Origin of the sequence: Neomoorella sulfitireducens, assembly GCF_024733845.1 — a bacterium.
Taxonomy (GTDB): domain Bacteria; phylum Bacillota; class DSM-521; order Neomoorellales; family Neomoorellaceae; genus Neomoorella; species Neomoorella sulfitireducens.
Genome location: NZ_JANRHG010000018.1, coordinates 32,996 through 47,827 on the forward strand (window position 1 = coordinate 32,996; position 14,832 = coordinate 47,827).

19 protein-coding genes, 1 pseudogene and 1 riboswitch are annotated in these 14,832 nt (G+C 53.1%); of the genes and pseudogenes, 19 read left to right on the forward strand and 1 reads right to left on the reverse strand.

Annotated elements, in window-relative coordinates; translation table 11 throughout:
• Positions 1-24 precede the first annotated feature (24 nt).
• The 3 genes from NWF31_RS13540 (at position 25) to NWF31_RS13555 (ending at position 2,567) form a co-directional block, all read left to right on the forward strand.
• Positions 25-1,026: a resuscitation-promoting factor gene (locus NWF31_RS13540; RefSeq protein WP_277999047.1), complete on the forward strand. Its 1,002-nt coding sequence runs from the start codon at positions 25-27 to the stop codon at positions 1,024-1,026.
• 177 nt (positions 1,027-1,203) lie between these two features.
• On the forward strand, positions 1,204-2,085 hold the full coding sequence (gene rsmA / locus NWF31_RS13550; protein WP_258361034.1) for a 16S rRNA (adenine(1518)-N(6)/adenine(1519)-N(6))-dimethyltransferase RsmA: 882 nt from the start codon (positions 1,204-1,206) through the stop codon (positions 2,083-2,085).
• A gap of 5 nt (positions 2,086-2,090) precedes the next feature.
• Entirely contained in the window at positions 2,091-2,567 is a 477-nt protein-coding gene (locus NWF31_RS13555) for a ribonuclease H-like YkuK family protein (protein ID WP_258361035.1), read from the forward strand.
• Positions 2,568-2,663: 96 nt separating this feature from the next.
• Here the strand turns inward: NWF31_RS13555 and NWF31_RS13560 are convergent, their stop codons facing one another.
• The gene (locus tag NWF31_RS13560; protein ID WP_258361036.1) at positions 2,664-3,443 is read right to left on the reverse strand and encodes a LysM peptidoglycan-binding domain-containing protein; all 780 of its coding nucleotides are present in this window, start codon (positions 3,441-3,443) and stop codon (positions 2,664-2,666) included.
• 233 nt (positions 3,444-3,676) lie between these two features.
• On the opposite strand from NWF31_RS13560, the gene yabG reads away from it, so the two are divergent.
• The 16 genes and pseudogenes from yabG to NWF31_RS13640 form a co-directional block, all read left to right on the forward strand.
• Positions 3,677-4,585: a sporulation peptidase YabG gene (gene yabG / locus NWF31_RS13565; protein ID WP_258361037.1), complete on the forward strand. Its 909-nt coding sequence runs from the start codon at positions 3,677-3,679 to the stop codon at positions 4,583-4,585.
• A 144-nt stretch (positions 4,586-4,729) separates the two neighbouring features.
• Entirely contained in the window at positions 4,730-5,005 is a 276-nt protein-coding gene (locus NWF31_RS13570) for a Veg family protein (RefSeq protein WP_258361038.1), read from the forward strand.
• Between the two features lie 98 nt (positions 5,006-5,103).
• Positions 5,104-5,913: an electron transfer flavoprotein subunit beta/FixA family protein gene (locus NWF31_RS13575; RefSeq protein ID WP_422880288.1), complete on the forward strand. Its 810-nt coding sequence runs from the start codon at positions 5,104-5,106 to the stop codon at positions 5,911-5,913.
• Positions 5,914-5,926: 13 nt separating this feature from the next.
• Positions 5,927-6,955, forward strand: a complete 1,029-nt coding sequence (locus NWF31_RS13580) for an electron transfer flavoprotein subunit alpha/FixB family protein (RefSeq protein WP_258361039.1) — start codon at positions 5,927-5,929, stop codon at positions 6,953-6,955.
• Positions 6,956-7,022: 67 nt separating this feature from the next.
• Positions 7,023-8,321, forward strand: a complete 1,299-nt coding sequence (locus NWF31_RS13585; RefSeq protein ID WP_258361040.1) for an FAD-dependent oxidoreductase — start codon at positions 7,023-7,025, stop codon at positions 8,319-8,321.
• On the forward strand, positions 8,321-8,599 hold the full coding sequence (locus NWF31_RS13590) for a ferredoxin family protein (RefSeq protein WP_258361041.1): 279 nt from the start codon (positions 8,321-8,323) through the stop codon (positions 8,597-8,599). Before NWF31_RS13585 ends, NWF31_RS13590 begins: the two co-directional genes overlap by 1 nt.
• An 83-nt stretch (positions 8,600-8,682) precedes the next feature.
• Complete coding sequence (locus NWF31_RS13595) at positions 8,683-8,919, forward strand: ferritin-like domain-containing protein (protein WP_258361042.1); 237 nt, start codon at positions 8,683-8,685, stop codon at positions 8,917-8,919.
• Positions 8,867-9,106 carry a ferritin-like domain-containing protein gene (locus NWF31_RS13600; protein WP_258361043.1) on the forward strand — a complete coding sequence of 80 codons (240 nt, stop codon included), beginning with the start codon at positions 8,867-8,869 and terminating at the stop codon, positions 9,104-9,106. The genes NWF31_RS13595 and NWF31_RS13600 overlap by 53 nt, the downstream gene beginning before the upstream one ends.
• 254 nt (positions 9,107-9,360) lie before the next feature.
• Positions 9,361-9,621: a hypothetical protein gene (locus NWF31_RS13605; RefSeq protein ID WP_258361044.1), complete on the forward strand. Its 261-nt coding sequence runs from the start codon at positions 9,361-9,363 to the stop codon at positions 9,619-9,621.
• A 104-nt stretch (positions 9,622-9,725) separates the two neighbouring features.
• A riboswitch (cyclic di-GMP riboswitch) is annotated at positions 9,726-9,813 on the forward strand.
• A gap of 160 nt (positions 9,814-9,973) precedes the next feature.
• Positions 9,974-10,420: pseudogene (locus NWF31_RS13610) on the forward strand (HD-GYP domain-containing protein); the annotation flags it as partial.
• Entirely contained in the window at positions 10,412-10,678 is a 267-nt protein-coding gene (locus tag NWF31_RS13615) for a Spo0E family sporulation regulatory protein-aspartic acid phosphatase (protein WP_340674384.1), read from the forward strand. The pseudogene NWF31_RS13610 and the gene NWF31_RS13615, both read left to right, overlap by 9 nt.
• 37 nt (positions 10,679-10,715) lie before the next feature.
• Positions 10,716-11,975 (forward strand): ATP-binding protein, encoded by a 1,260-nt coding sequence (locus NWF31_RS13620; RefSeq protein ID WP_258361045.1) that lies wholly within the window; start codon positions 10,716-10,718, stop codon positions 11,973-11,975.
• A gap of 25 nt (positions 11,976-12,000) precedes the next feature.
• Positions 12,001-12,330, forward strand: a complete 330-nt coding sequence (locus tag NWF31_RS13625) for an STAS domain-containing protein (protein WP_258361046.1) — start codon at positions 12,001-12,003, stop codon at positions 12,328-12,330.
• On the forward strand, positions 12,331-13,068 hold the full coding sequence (locus NWF31_RS13630) for a PP2C family protein-serine/threonine phosphatase (RefSeq protein ID WP_258361047.1): 738 nt from the start codon (positions 12,331-12,333) through the stop codon (positions 13,066-13,068). It begins immediately after the preceding gene.
• The gene (locus NWF31_RS13635) at positions 13,049-13,369 is read left to right on the forward strand and encodes an STAS domain-containing protein (protein WP_258361048.1); all 321 of its coding nucleotides are present in this window, start codon (positions 13,049-13,051) and stop codon (positions 13,367-13,369) included. Before NWF31_RS13630 ends, NWF31_RS13635 begins: the two co-directional genes overlap by 20 nt.
• 6 nt (positions 13,370-13,375) lie before the next feature.
• Positions 13,376-14,832: FapA family protein (locus NWF31_RS13640; protein WP_258361049.1), on the forward strand; the 1,457-nt coding region annotated here is incomplete at its 3' end.

Genomic DNA, 14,832 nt, shown 5'->3' on the forward strand with positions numbered 1-14,832 from the left:
ATAATGACTAATGGGAGGTGACCCATGGACGGGTGGATAGCTAACTGGCACCGGAAGGATTACCGGTGGCGCCGCCGGACCTGGCCCTGGCTGCTGGTGGCGCTATTGCTGCTTTTTACCGGTACCGGTTGGGGAGTTATTAACGTTGCCTGGAAACAGGTAACCCTGCAGGTAGATGGGCAGGAAATAGAGGCCCGGACCTTTGCCGGGCAGGTAGGCCAGTTTTTAAATGAGCAGCAGGTTACCCTCGGTCTGGAGGACGTTGTCGAACCCGCCCTGGATGCACCGGTAATTAAAGGTATGGTGATAACGGTCAAAAGGGCCGTTCCGGTAAAGATAGTCGCCGACGGACAGGAAAGGGAGATCTGGACTCCCCCGGTGACGGTGGCCGAGGTTTTAGCTAAATCGGGTTTAACCCTGCAGTCCCAAGACCGGGTTACCCCGGATCTTGCTGCTACCGTTAAGGCAGGGGATATAATTAAAATTACCAGGGTCACTTATAAAACAGAAACGGTTAAGAGGGAAATTGATTACCGGGTGGAGCGTCGCCCGGACAGGGAAATAGAAAAAGGCATCACCCGCCTGGTACAGAAAGGGCAGAAGGGTATCCAGGAAGAAACATACCGGATTATATATGAAGACGGGCAAGAAACCGGCCGCGAGCTGGTAGCAACCAGGGTGGTTAAAGAACCCGTACCGGAGATAATAGCTGCAGGAACCCTGGATACAGCTTCCCGCGGGGGCCAGAGTTTTCGCTTTGAGCGGGTTATTTACGCCGTCGCGACGGCATATACCCATACAGGCAAACTTACGGCGACTGGGGTTTACCCGCGGGTTGGGACGATAGCTGTAGACCCCAGCGTAATTCCCCTGGGTACCAGGCTCTACGTTGAAGGCTACGGTTTTGGCGTTGCCCAGGATGTAGGCAGCGCTATCAAGGGTAACCGTATTGATGTCTTCCTGGACACGGAGGCGGCTACGATCCGCTGGGGCGTCCGCCGGGTGAAGGTTTACGTTTTAAAATAAATGCTTTTAACGACCCCGGTTTACTCCCGGGGTAGGTGGCATAAATGGACTAAATAAACACCATTCCGGCGGGGTGGTGTTTATTTTTACTTTCCCACATCTCCCGGGGCTTTTCCATTTACAGATATTTGTATCGCGAATACAGATGTAGTATAATACTCTAGTGGAGGGATTGGGGTGAATTCGGTTGCTACGCCAGGTAAAACCCTGGCCCTGATCCGGGAAAAAGGGCTGGTACCCCGGAAATCCCGGGGGCAGAATTTTCTTGTGGATAGCAACATCGTAAGGAAGATAGCCGTGGCCGCCGGCCTTGGCCCTGATGATATTGTTATCGAGATAGGACCCGGCCTGGGAGCCCTTACCCAGGAGCTGCTGAAACAGGCGGGTATGGTAATTGCCGTTGAAATCGATGGGGATTTAATATCTGCTTTAGAAGAAAATCTAAAGGATAAAGATAACCTGCGCCTGGTGGCCGGTGACGCCTTAAAAATAAATTTTGACGAGCTAGTTGCCCGATATAAGGGAGAAGAAGGAGGAAGGTTGCCCACTTATAAACTTGTGGCCAACCTTCCTTATTATATAACCACTCCCCTCCTGATGCATTTACTGACCGGCAAATTTAATATTACGGAATCTGTGCTAATGGTCCAGGCGGAAGTGGGCTACCGCATGCTGGCTCTACCGGGAAGTAAGGATTACGGAGCTTTGAGTGTGGCAGTCCAGTATTATACGGAGCCGGCCATAATCTTTAAGGTACCACGCACTGTATTCTACCCGCGGCCGGAAGTTGATTCCCTGGTGGTAAAATTGACCCGCCGCACCGATCCTCCGGTACAGGTAGAGGATGAAGAATTCTTTTTCCGGGTGGTCCGGGCCGCCTTTAACCAGCGACGTAAGACCCTGGTAAACGCCCTGGGGAGCCTGGGGCTGGATCGCCCGCAGTTGTTGAACGCCGTGATGGCTGCCGGAATCGATCCCCGGAGAAGGGGAGAAACCTTGTCGATTGAAGATTTCGCGGTACTAAGTAAAATATTGCAGCAACAAATAGAAAGAAGGTGAAAACGGTGTATTATATCAATCCTACCAGGGGTCGCCTGACGGCTGAAGAAATGTTTGCTGATATGATGCAGTTTGTTGAGGCCAATCCTGAAGCCCAGTATAAAATCATTATTGGTACGGATTCCCAGGCCAGGCTCCGCACCTGCTTTGTTACGGCGGTAATAGTTCACCAGGTCGGCAGGGGCGCACGTTACTACTACAGGAAGAGATACCAGCGCAAGATTACTTCCCTAAGACAGAAGATCTTTTATGAAACGGCTTTAAGCCTGGAAACGGCTACCTTTATCGCCCAGAAGCTATCAGCCAGCGGCCATGCGGACCTTAACCTGGAGATCCATCTGGACATCGGGCCCAACGGTGATACCAGGGACTTAATCCGGGAAATTGTCGGTATGGTAGTGGGCAGCGGTTTTGCGGCCAGGATTAAACCCTATTCCTGCGGGGCCTCCAAGGTAGCCGACAAATATACCAAGAGTGGTTAAAAGCACGGGTTTGTTTTTTCTTCCGGTAGTGTAGTTATGTAAAAAAGGTGGCATGGCCTGATTTTTAGGCCGCCACCTTAATTTATTTATGGTGTTTTAACGGGCAAATACGTGGTTGCCAATTTGGGTAATAATGGTACGGGTCCAAACCCAGGAGTTTGCGGGTACTAACGCCGGATTCCAGAAATAGAGGGCCCCGCCGGTGGGATCGTAGCCCCGCAGGGCTTCACGGGCTGCCTGGTAGGCAGTTGCGTCGGGAGTCAGGTAAAACTGGCCGTCGTTAACACAGGTAAAGGCGTCGGGGTCATAGATGACACCGGCAATGGTGCTGGGAAAACGCGCGTCTTTGGCACGGTTAATGGCTACCGCTGCCACTGCTACCTGGCCGGCATAGGGTTCCCCGCGGGCTTCGCCGTAGACCAGACGGGCCAGCAGGTCCAGATCGCCGGCACTGTAACTTGCCTCCCGGGAAGCTACGGGCTGGTAGGATCCTGCCGGGATGCGTAAGATTTGTCCGGGGTAAATAACATCGCTGGTCAGGTTGTTGGCAGCCATGATTTGCTGGTAAGACAGGCCGTAGCGTTGACCTATAAGGTAGAGGGTATCGCCCCGCTGGACGACGTAAGTATTCCCTCCCCGGTCGGGCACCCAGAGGGTCTGGCCGGGATAGATCCATGTGCTGCTCAGGTTATTTGCTTGTTGGAGATCCCAGGCGCTGATCCCGTAGCGCAGGCCGATTAAATAGAGGGTATCACCGGGTTGGACGGTGTAAGTGGCGGCACTCGCCGTGCTGGTAAAGGCGAGAATACCGGTTAGCAGGAGCAAAGCCAGGCAAAATAATCGCAGGCCGGGACAGATTGTCCTAGAAATTGCCATCAACTCCTTCGAGTATTTTTTGTATTTCTCGGGCCTGTCATCCAGCTGTCAACCATTATACATTTAGTTATAATAGCCCGTCACTGCAAAATAGTTGCCAGTACCGGAGCATTATGGAAACTAAACATAATATCAAGGACGGGATAAAGGATTAGCGTCCAGTACGGTCCTCACCTCCATAAGTCCCGGGGCATAAAATAGATTGATACAGGGCTTATGGGGAGGGGAGAAGGTTGAATGACATTAAGCCCGGGGACATCGTGGCGCGGAAAAAATATGGGAAAGATATTTTCTTTAAAGTAAAATCTCTTATCATAAATGATACAGGGGAAACTACAGCTATCTTAAGGGGGTTGGATGTCAGGCTGGTGGCTGATGCCCCCCTTGAGGACCTGGAACTGCAGCCGGCGGAGGAAGTCCTGCGTTATCGTCACTGCGACATTCAGAAGCACATACATTGTTTCCGGCGAATTTTGCAGCGCCGGGAAGCCGAAAGGGAGGCTTTGTTGCTACGAGGTGAAAGGCCAGACCGGCAAGAAAGGGAACCGGAGAAGAGGGAAGGCATTCCCGGAGAGGGTTTTTTTGAGGTACCGGGCCGGGTGCTGCATATTGACGGCGACGAAGAATACCTTGATAAATGCCTTCATGCTTACAAGCAGCTGAAAATACCGGCCCAGGGTGTGTGCCTGCCTGAAGAACAGCAGGCAGCGAAGGTGGAGGCTCTTTTAAAGGAATACACACCCGATATCCTGGTTCTTACGGGTCATGACGGCCTGTTAAGGGAAGGCGGCGATTATGCCAACCTTGACAGCTACCGCCATTCAAAACACTTTGCAGCGGCAGTAAGGGCGGCCAGGACATTAAGGCCTACCCATGACGACCTTGTTATTTTTGCCGGGGCCTGCCAGTCCCATTATGAAGCCCTCCTTAAGGCCGGCGCTACCTTTGCCAGTTCGCCCCGCCGGGTTTTAATTCATGCCTATGATCCGGTTTTTGTTGTGGAGCGTATTGCCTATACAACAATTGAAAAGACCCTGGGCCCTGCAGATATAATTAAAGATACCGTCACCGGTAATGAGGGTATAGGAGGCATAGAGATCAAAGGCAAACTGCGCCTTGGCTTCCCTACTTCCCCTTATTGAAGATATCTTAATAACAACGACCAAAATTATACCAATATTCCCCTTGACAATATACCTGTCTCTTTAGTAAAATAAAATGAATAACTTGACACCACCCTCCTGCTGTTGTATAATAAAGTATACGCGGAAAGAGGGTGGTCTTTTTTGGCGGGCAAGGAAGTACTGGCAACTATCAGAGAGGACCTGGAGGCCCGTGTGGGCCAGAAGGTAAGGCTGAGGGCCAACCGGGGACGAAAAAAGATCCTGGAGAGGACCGGTATACTGGAAAAGACTTACCCCAACATCTTTGTGATCCGACTGGAAGAGAGTAAAAGCCCGGAACGCCGGATATCCTTCAGCTATACCGATGTCCTTACCAATACAGTAGAATTAATGGTTGAGGGTGAGAGCGGTATTAAAAAACTGGGTACCAAACATTAAAAAGCTATCAGGCCAAACCTGATAGCTTTTTTTATCCTCAATAATTGCATATTTTGGGTTACCCCACCCCATACTAGCAGCAGGGGTGGGTTTTTTTGTTGCAGATGGTGGTCTGTGTCAAGCAGGTGCCGGACACGGCTGAGGTCAGGATTGACCCCCGGACCAATACCCTGGTCCGGGCCGGGGTACCGGCCATTATCAACCCCTTTGATGCCCATGCTGTCGAGGCCGCGGTCCGGCTAAAGGAAAAGTACGGCGGCCGGGTTACGGCCCTGTCCATGGGACCGCTCCAGGCCGAAGAGGTCCTGCGGCGGGCCCTGGGCATGGGGGCCGACCGGGCTATCCTTCTCACCGACCGGGCCTTTGCCGGTTCCGATACCCTGGCCACCAGCTATATCCTGGCCCGGGCCATCGAAGCCCTTAGCCGGGAAACACCGGTTGACCTGGTCTTTTGCGGCAAGCAGGCTATCGATGGCGATACGGCCCAGGTAGGGCCGGGGATTGCCACCCGGCTGGGTTTCACCCAGCTGACCTATTGTATGGCCATTGACGCCGTAGATTTGGAACAGGGGTACATCCAGGTCCAGCGCAAGCTGGAAGGAAAGCGGGAAATCATCCGCGGCCGGTTGCCGGCCCTGTTAACGGTGGTTAAGGACTTGAATGAACTGAGTTACCTTTCCCTGCCGGCCTTAATCAGGGCGGCCCTGGCAACCATCACCACCTGGAACAAGGATAACCTGGACCTTGACCCGGCGCAAATTGGCCTCAAAGGCTCCCCTACTTCCGTCCGGCGCATCTTTGCCCCGCCGGCGCGGCCGGGCGGGGAGATAATTCCCGGCGAGCCCCGGGCAGCGGCGGCAACCCTGGTAGCCAGGCTGGTGCAGATGAAAATTATAGCTGATAAATAATGGAGGCATACCCATGCCGGCTGATACAGCAAATACCGGTTATCGCGGCGTCTGGGTCTTTATTGAACAGGTGGGGGGAGAAGTGGCCCCTGTCTCCTGGGAACTCCTGGGGGCAGGGCGGCAGCTGGCCGACGCCCTGGGGGTAGAGCTGGCCGGGGTCCTGTTGGGCCAGGGGGTGGCCGGCCTGGTTACCGAGGCGTGGGCCTATGGGGCGGATAAGGTCTACCTGGTCGAGGACCCCGTCCTGGGACCCTACCGCACGGCCCCGTATGCCCGGGCCCTGGTACAACTGGTAAAAGAGTACAAACCGGAGATACTACTCCTGGGAGCCACCAGCCTGGGCCGGGACCTGTCAGGAGCCGTGGCCACCTCCCTGGGGACCGGCTTGACGGCAGACTGCACCAGTCTCACCATTGACCCGGAGACGCGCCTCCTGGAGCAGACCCGGCCGGCCTTTGGCGGTAATGTCATGGCCACCATCCTCTGCCGCCGGCACCGGCCCCAGATGGCTACCGTGAGACCGCGGGTCATGCCCATGCCGTCCCGCCAGGAGGACCGCCGGGGAGAACTGGTGCGGGTGGATATGGCCTTCAATGAAGCCGAGGCCCGGGCTGAGGTTATAGAGATCATCGAAGAAAAAAACAAAGCCATCTACCTCGACCGGGCGGAGATCATCGTTGCCGGCGGCCGCGGCGTGGGGTCGAAGGAAAACTTTCGCCTCCTGGAAGAACTGGCCGGGGTCCTGGGCGGCACCCTGGGCGCCTCGCGGGCGGCGGTGGAGGCCGGGTGGCTGCCTCCGGAGTACCAGGTGGGCCAAACAGGGACTACCGTGCGGCCGAAAGTCTATTTTGCCATCGGCATTTCCGGGGCCATCCAGCACCTAGTGGGCATGCAGGGTGCAGACGTTATCGTAGCCGTTAATAATGACCCGCAGGCCCCTATTTTTAAAATTGCCACCTATGGTATCGTCGGCGATTTCCGGGAAGTGGTCCCGGCTTTAACGGCAGAATTTCACCGCCAGCTGGCCCCGGGGCCTGGGTAGGCCTGGAAGAGCAGCTCAGGGTGGTTATTAGCACTGGTTGATGTTAAGTTTGTATGGGGGCATTATGATGGCGCTAAGGTTTGAAGTCGTCATAGTGGGCGCCGGGCCGGCAGGGCTGGCGGCGGCCATAACCCTGGCCCGGGCCGGGGTGGAGGTAATTATCTTTGAGCGCGGCGAGCACCCGGGGAGCAAAAACGTCATGGGCGGGGTCCTTTACCGCCACCCCACCGAAACGATAGTTCCCAGGTTTTACCAGGAGGCCCCTTTAGAGCGGCCGGTGGTGGAGCAGCGTTTGTGGTTGCTGACCGATGAAGCGGCCCTTACCCTGGGGTATAAGAGCATGACCTTTGCCGGCGAGCCTTACAATGCCTTTACCGTGCTGAGAGCCCGCTTTGACCGCTGGCTGGCGGAACAGGCCGTGGCGGCCGGGGCCTTGCTGATTAATGAAACCGTCGTCGAGGACCTCCTTTGGGAGAAGGATCGCGTCGTCGGGGTAAGGGCGGGCCGGGCTGAGGGCGACGTCCGGGCGGAGGTAGTCATCCTGGCCGAGGGCGCCAATTCCCTTTTAACCCAGAAGGCCGGCCTGAAAAAGGACGGCATCAATACCAACCAGCTGGCCGTGGCCGTCAAAGAGATCATTGCCCTGCCCCGGGAAAAGATCGAGGACCGCTTTAACCTGGAGGAAGGGCAGGGTTGCACCATTGAACTCCTGGGTGACGCTACTAAAGGCATGATGGGAACGGCCTTTATTTATACCAACAAGGATTCCCTCTCTGTGGGCGTGGGCGTCCTCCTGTCAAGCCTGGTCCGCCGCCGTTTGAACCCCAACGACCTCCTGGAGCACCTGAAAAGTCACCCCATGGTGCGGCGGCTGCTAACCGGGGGTGAGAGCAAGGAATACCAGGGCCATCTGATTCCCGAAGGCGGCTACCGGGCCATTCCTAAACTCTATGGTAACGGCGTCCTGGTAGCCGGTGACGCCGCCATGCTGGTCAACGGGATTCACCGGGAAGGGTCGAATCTCGCCATGACCTCCGGCCTGCTGGCAGCCAAGACCATCCTGGCCGCCCGGGAAAAGGGCGACTACAGCGCGGCTAACCTGGCGCCCTACCGGGAGATGCTGGCAGAGAGCTTTGTCTTGCAGGACTTGCAGAAGTACCAGCGGGCACCCTTTTTCTTTGACCAAAATCCCCACTTCTTTACCCTTTACCCGCAGCTCCTTTCCCGGGCCGCCAGGGAGTTCTTAACCGTCGATAATGTACCCAAGGGGGAAAAACAGAAGCGCATTTGGAGGGAAATTACGGCCGAACGCAGCCGTATACAACTGGCCGGGGACCTTTACCACTTCTGGAGGGTGATGGGCTGATGCGCCTGGAAGATAAGCTTTTTCTTAACCGGTACCAGACAGATAAACACCCTCACCTGCGCATTAAGGACCGGGAGGTCTGCCGCCACTGTGACGGCAGGCCCTGCACCTTTATCTGCCCGGCTCGGGTATATGTCTGGAATGAGGGGGAGGAACGGATCGAGACGGCCTACGAGGGCTGCGTGGAATGCGGTACCTGCCGCTACGGCTGCGCCCACGACAACATTGACTGGCGTTATCCCCGCGGCGGCTTCGGCATCCTGTATAAGTATGGTTAAAACCCATACCTGGACTTACTCTGTATGGGCACACTTACCAGGAAAACTAATATTATGTAGTATAAGCATACTCCTGGAGGCTTATGACCATCGAGCAAGTAATCAAGCTCCTCAACCTGGACCTGTCCTGGGAATACGCCGCCATGATCCAGTACATCCAGCACGCCAGCATGCTTACCGGCCCCCAGTATTTTGCTATTATCGATGAAGAACTCCAGCATGCCCAGGATGAGCACGATCATGCCGTAAAGCGACAAGATCCAGTACATGGGCGGCATCCCTACCGTCCAGGTGCAGGAAATCAAGACTTCCCTCAATAACGTCGAAATGCTGCGCCAGGACCTGGAAGCCGAGTATGAGGCTCTGAACCGGTACCTGCAGCGTATTGAGCAACTGGAAGCCTTGAAATTGTACGACGTCGCCCAGGTCATCAGGGAAATAGCGCTGGTGGAGCAAGGACACATTATCGACCTGGAAAAGTCCTTGGGTATCCAGAAGGTAAGATAACACTACTTTTAACACGCCCGCGACCCGCTTTCCCGTTGCCTAAAGAGCACCTATGCCATGGATAATGCTGCCAGTTTCCATGGCGTTTTTTGTCCACCATTTATTATGACCCCACGGCCCAGGACTCGACCTATAGCCCTGTCGATGATAACGTCCCCGCAGCCTTGGCGCCCGGCCGGCCTGGAAAACCCGCGCATCTGGTAATTGCGGCAGGGGTAAATTAACCATTACTTTTACCTGAGAGAAGGAATTTGTTGAGCGGGGTCGAATATAAAAATATTATAGCAAATTATGGGAGGATAATTCCTGTGCCGGCAAAGGGCATAACAGAAATTAACATAAAAAACAAAAATAGCCAATGGGGGGGGGGGGGGGGATTATATGCCTTGATTGTAAATAATTGGAAAGAAACTTCCCCTCTATTGGCCCCCTTAAAATTATTGCCAATAACACTCCTTCCAACCTCTCTAGTGCTACCTTCTATAACACCTCCAGGAACGAGAATCTCCATGTAATTTTTTGGGAAAAATATCCGGGGGTGACTGGACTAACGTCACCGTTCCTTCCCCCGCTCTCAGGGTTCCCTAAGAGATATCTATCTCTTAAGCAAATAAATTAAAGTGTTTAAGGGCAAACCACTCGAAAGGGTGGGACGCAAAGCCATGGGTCTGTAGCCACTATGCTGGTATGACTGCCAGGCTGCCACTTTAAAGTCGGTTTTTAATTTTACCTTAACTTTTAAAGGGCAGCCATGCAAAATACTCGTGGCTGCCTCTGCTATTTCTAGATGGAACGAAGGGGGGCGGGTTAATGCAAAGGGATACGGTTACTAAAATTTAACTGGAGATTCGGCAATACTGGCCGGTACTGTACTTACACTCAGCTGCGGTGGCCAACTTTGCTTTAAGGATAGCCATGGATCTAGGAATAGAAGACCGTCATTGCCGGGATGTGTTGAGGGGTGCCCTCTTGCATGATGCCGGCAAAATGCATGTACGTTATGAGATATTGACGAAACCAGGGCCACTGACAGAGGCGGAATGGGGGCAAATAAAAAAGCATACCGACTAAGGGGCGGACTGGGTGGAGCAAAGAGGGGGCAACGATGAGGTGGTAGCAGTTATTCGCTACCATCATGAATGGTGGAATGGAAACGGTTATGCCGGCCTTAAATATGAACAGATTCCCTTGCTGGCCAGAATAGTAACAATTGCCGACGCCTTAGATGCCATGACGGCGTCGCGACCCTACCGTAAGGCGATTGCGGTTAGTGAAGCCCTGATGGAAATATATAGCGGGAAAGGATTGCAATTTGACCCAGACATAATAACCGTCTTAAGTCAAAAGGCCACCTACGAACCGGCAACCTACCAGGATCCCCGCACCCTTGCCAGGCAAATCCAGGTAGAAAAAGAATGGCTCGCGAGGTTAATTAAGATTTACGGCGATCTTGTCCATCCTTTAGTAATTGCCCAAAGTCACTGGTTGGATAAGTTGATAGTAAGTAGTTATAAGTTACAAGAAGGGAAACGATGGAAAAATCTCTCTTTATGGGAAAAAGAGAATCTTTAAACCTGGTTTAAAGCCAGAGCAGTAGAGGGGGGCAGGTATGCAAGAGTGCAGCCAGTGTACCCGCAAGACCCCAAATCGTTCTTGTGTCGATTGCGATTATTTCATGAGTCCCGGCCCTTTACGCCGCAAGCCACCGGCGCCCATAGGCATTAGCCTGGTTGCCGCCGATGGGAAACGTTATGCCGGCCGTATTCTCGTACTGAATACCATGGAACTGGGCCTGGAAACCAAAGCTCCCGTTCCCGGTCAATACCGGATTTATTTAAAGCAGCATCTTAGCCTGGATGTAGCAGGGGTACCGACAAAGGGCAAGGGTAACATCCACCTCTTTGATATCATAGCCGTTTACCGGGGTGAGGAAACAGCCAGCCGTCTGGGTAATGAAGAATACCGTTTACTGACGGGTAGTACTGGGGACTTCATCGAGCAAGTATCCCAATTAGTTCCCGCCCATTTACAGGACCTGGTTAAAGAACGCCTACTTGCGGAGTTACAAAGCTCGGAGATTTTCAATGCCATGCGGTTGGGCAAGGTAATGCGTTACGAAAAGGGGCGTTTTCGCCATCTGACAGGACAGGCTGACCTGGAACTGCCCCTGCCGGCAATAGAAAATTTAATGCGCCAGGCAATACACCGGGGAACCCACTGCCGGGAAGTGATAGTAAGTGATGACGGTAAAAGGATTTTTGACCTGCACGGTATACCCCTTGACTCCCGGTCAGGGGGCCTGCTGGCCTTTGATCTTACCGAAATTGTTGAAAAGGAAAGGCAGATGCGCCGCCAGGAGATGCAGGCCTACCGGGAAGCCGTGGCTGCCGTCACCAATGGGCGCCTGCAGCTTTTGACTTCAGGAGAAATGGTAGCTGTATTATCCCAGGGGAAGGAACTGGCACGGGGAGTAGTTAACAAGGCTGCTGACATAGCTTTAGCTCGCAGCAAGTTGTGCAGTCTGCTACCCGCGGCTTTTAGCGCCCGCGCGTACGGGATGGCCGTATCTTTAACTGAGGCTTTGACCAATACTTTAAAACATGCTACGGGTGGTGAATGGGTGGTCCGGCAGACGGATGAGGCCATCCGGGTAATTATTCAAGACCAGGGCCAGGGAATTAAGATAAAAGATTTACCCAAAGCGGCTTTAATGCGACATTACTCCACCCAAAATTCTCTTGGTTGCGGGTTTACTTTAATGCTTTATTATGCTGATCAAGTTTATCTAACTACCGGTTCCAGGGGAACCACCCTGGTCCTGGATTTCCATCAATCAGCAGGTGAAGAAATCTGTTCTCCAGCTTCTTAAGTAAAGAAAGAGGAGGAGCGCTATTATGCTGGCAATCTCTGTAACCAAGGGCGATTATGGGCGCTGTTTAAACCTTAAAGGGGAGTTAGACATGGAAACCCTGGCCACGCTGGAGCGAGCAGCAGAAGTACAGGAAGGAGAGGGGCAATTGGAAATAAACCTGGCAGGGGTATCCTTTATAGATTCTACAGGTCTCAGGGGTTTATTAGAAATACAGCGCCGGTGGTCAATGAAGGGAGGTGAGGTACGGGTTATTAACCCCTGTCCGGAGATTGCCGAAGTTTTCCGGCTCGTAGGTATGGAAGAACTTTTAGATTGTAGTGACCAGAGCAAGGCAACCGGGGGTGAATATTAAATGTCCCTGGATACCGGTGGCAAGGGGAAACAAATAATACATGCCGGTATACAGGGTGCCGGGTGTAGTATTCCAGCAGGCCTGGAAGGCGGCGACTTTTTTGCTTTTATTCCCCTGGGGGAAGATCAACTTATTGTTGCTATCGGAGATGTAATGGGTAAAGGTATGCGTGCTGCCGGGCAAATGAAGGAGCTTTGTACAATCTTACATGCCTGTACCAGTAAAGATCTGTCCCTATTAGAAATCATAAATCAGCTAGCTGCAACCGGGGGAAAGCAGCTGCATCGCGCCGGTTCCTTTGCCACCCTGTGCCTTATTTCTTATGAACAGCAGCATAATTGTTTAACCTGCCTCAGCGCCGGACACCCGTCTCCGGTAATATTTTCAGGCCGTAATATCCACGTACCCCGGGTAAGGGGGGTGGCCCTGGGTTTCCTGGAGGAATACCAGGGTACTCGACCAGAACAAGTTGTCCTGTCTCGCGGCGATGTAGTTATCCTGTATACCGATGGCCTGGTAGAAGCCCGCGATGCCAACGGTCAAAATTATGGTTTAAATCGCCTCAAAGAGATAGTTGCCGCCAATACCTGCCTGGATGCAGTTGAACTCCAGGAGGTTATCTTAAATGACTTATTTACCTTTACCGGCTGCAGGCAGCAAAGGGATGATGTAACCCTGGTAATACTTAAGAAAGACCGGGAAAGGGGGGGTGAGTGTCATGGAGATCAGGGTAAATAATGAAAAGGAAAAGGCCACCCTGCTGGTAGCGGGGGAACTGGATTATAGCAATGTTGCCCAGTTGCAGCAAGAGATTGAAAGGCAGGAGGCTCCCCTGGTGGAGGTAGTTCTTAAGGACTTGCAGTTCATGGATTCCTCCGGTGCCGGGATGCTTCTCAGCCAGGCCAGGTTGTTGAGCCGGCAGAACCGCGTTTTGAAAATTACCCATATACCCGAAAATATTCGCCATGACCTGGAAATAATCGGCTTTTTCCGCGTCTTAGAAACCCTTAAAGGCGCCCCTCAAAGTGGAGGGGAGTGATTGCAGATGGAATCTTTAAAGGCTGGTGCCCTTGAGCAGCCCGGGGAATACGGCGCGGCATCCCGGGCGGCCATTATAGACGGGCAGCTGGTAATAAAACACCCGCCCGGAGGCCCTTATCCGGTGATAGTGCCCTGCCCGGGGTTGCGCCTGGTAGTAAATGGGGAAGAACGAAGCGAACCGACGCCTGTAAATGAGAAGGACAGGGTGGAAATAATCGTCCTGGATGAAAGGCGGGAAGGATACTGGCAGGTAAAGGTTAGTGCGGATAAACAGGAGGCACTTTTACAGGTAAAACCCTGGGTATTAGTCCGGCGGCAAGTGCGGGACCTGCCACCGGCGCGGGTTTTATACCTGGAGGTCCTGGAGCACGAAGATTTCTATAAACCTTTTACCCTGGAAGATTTAACCCGGGAGATGGGGCGCCAGGGTATCAAGTATGGTATCGACTGGCAGGCCTGTGCCCGGGGACTGGAAGCCTCAACTGAGGGTACTTTAACCATTGCCCGGGGGCAACCACCCGTACCAGGTAAAGACGCCTCGGTAGAATTATTCTTTACTACCCAGCAAAAGGTTCCAGTAACAGTCGGAGAAGAAGAGACGGTGAACTTCCGGGAAAGATTTCGTTTCACCGCTGTTGAAGCCGGAATGGTCCTGGCCAGGAAACACCCGGCTGAAGTTGGGCAGCCGGGGAAGGCGGTAACTGGGGAAATAATCATGCCCCCCGAGCCCAGGGATATTGAAATTACAGCCGGTTCCGGGGCAGTTTTAAGCGATGATGGTTTGGAGATCATAGCTACTACAGCTGGCCGCCCTGTAGCAAAGGGGGGGAAAGGGCGGGTTATTATCAGTGTGGTTTCTGCCCTTATGCATACTGGTAATGTTGATATTACCTCGGGAAACATTTCTTTCACCGGCGATGTAATGATTGCCGGCCAGGTTGAAGAAGGGATGAGTGTTGAAGCTGGTGGTAATATTTATATAGCGGGAGCTGTATCCAGGGCTATGGTCCGGGCCGGGGGCTTAATTGAGGTACGCGGAAACGTTTTTTCTTCCCTGCTGGCCGCCGGGAGTACGGTGGCTTTGCAGCAGAAATTCGGCTCGATACTTGCCAGGGTTGCTGCCATCCTGGAGCAATTTGTTGCCGCTGCTACCCAGCTTTTCCATCATCCTTCCTTCAAAAAGGATGACCTTAAAGGTGGTATTGGTCCCCTGGTATTATTGCTTTTAGAGAAGAAATTTCGCGATCTTCCTGCGGCTGTAGAATTACTAAAAAAGGAAGCCCACAGCCTTCCTGCTATATCAATGAATGGTTTGACGGCATTGATGAATGATCTGGAACGCCTGGTAAGGACACCATTAACCATCAATAGTTTAAAGCAACTGGAATCAATGTTGAAAGAAATTATAGCCTGGCGGGATGAGGTTAATACACCGCCTCAAGGTGGGGCCGACATTATAAT

Coding starts and splice junctions, on each gene's coding strand:
- NWF31_RS13630 (WP_258361047.1), top strand. CDS start 12,331: ATGTCCCTGGATACCGGTGGCAAGGGGAAACAAATAATACATGCCGGT.
- NWF31_RS13620 (WP_258361045.1), top strand. CDS start 10,716: ATGCAAGAGTGCAGCCAGTGTACCCGCAAGACCCCAAATCGTTCTTGT.
- NWF31_RS13580 (WP_258361039.1), top strand. CDS start 5,927: ATGCCGGCTGATACAGCAAATACCGGTTATCGCGGCGTCTGGGTCTTT.
- NWF31_RS13590 (WP_258361041.1), top strand. CDS start 8,321: ATGCGCCTGGAAGATAAGCTTTTTCTTAACCGGTACCAGACAGATAAA.
- NWF31_RS13585 (WP_258361040.1), top strand. CDS start 7,023: ATGGCGCTAAGGTTTGAAGTCGTCATAGTGGGCGCCGGGCCGGCAGGG.
- NWF31_RS13540 (WP_277999047.1), top strand. CDS start 25: ATGGACGGGTGGATAGCTAACTGGCACCGGAAGGATTACCGGTGGCGC.
- NWF31_RS13625 (WP_258361046.1), top strand. CDS start 12,001: ATGCTGGCAATCTCTGTAACCAAGGGCGATTATGGGCGCTGTTTAAAC.
- NWF31_RS13635 (WP_258361048.1), top strand. CDS start 13,049: ATGGAGATCAGGGTAAATAATGAAAAGGAAAAGGCCACCCTGCTGGTA.
- NWF31_RS13560 (WP_258361036.1), bottom strand. CDS start 3,443: ATGGCAATTTCTAGGACAATCTGTCCCGGCCTGCGATTATTTTGCCTG.
- NWF31_RS13595 (WP_258361042.1), top strand. CDS start 8,683: ATGACCATCGAGCAAGTAATCAAGCTCCTCAACCTGGACCTGTCCTGG.
- NWF31_RS13600 (WP_258361043.1), top strand. CDS start 8,867: ATGGGCGGCATCCCTACCGTCCAGGTGCAGGAAATCAAGACTTCCCTC.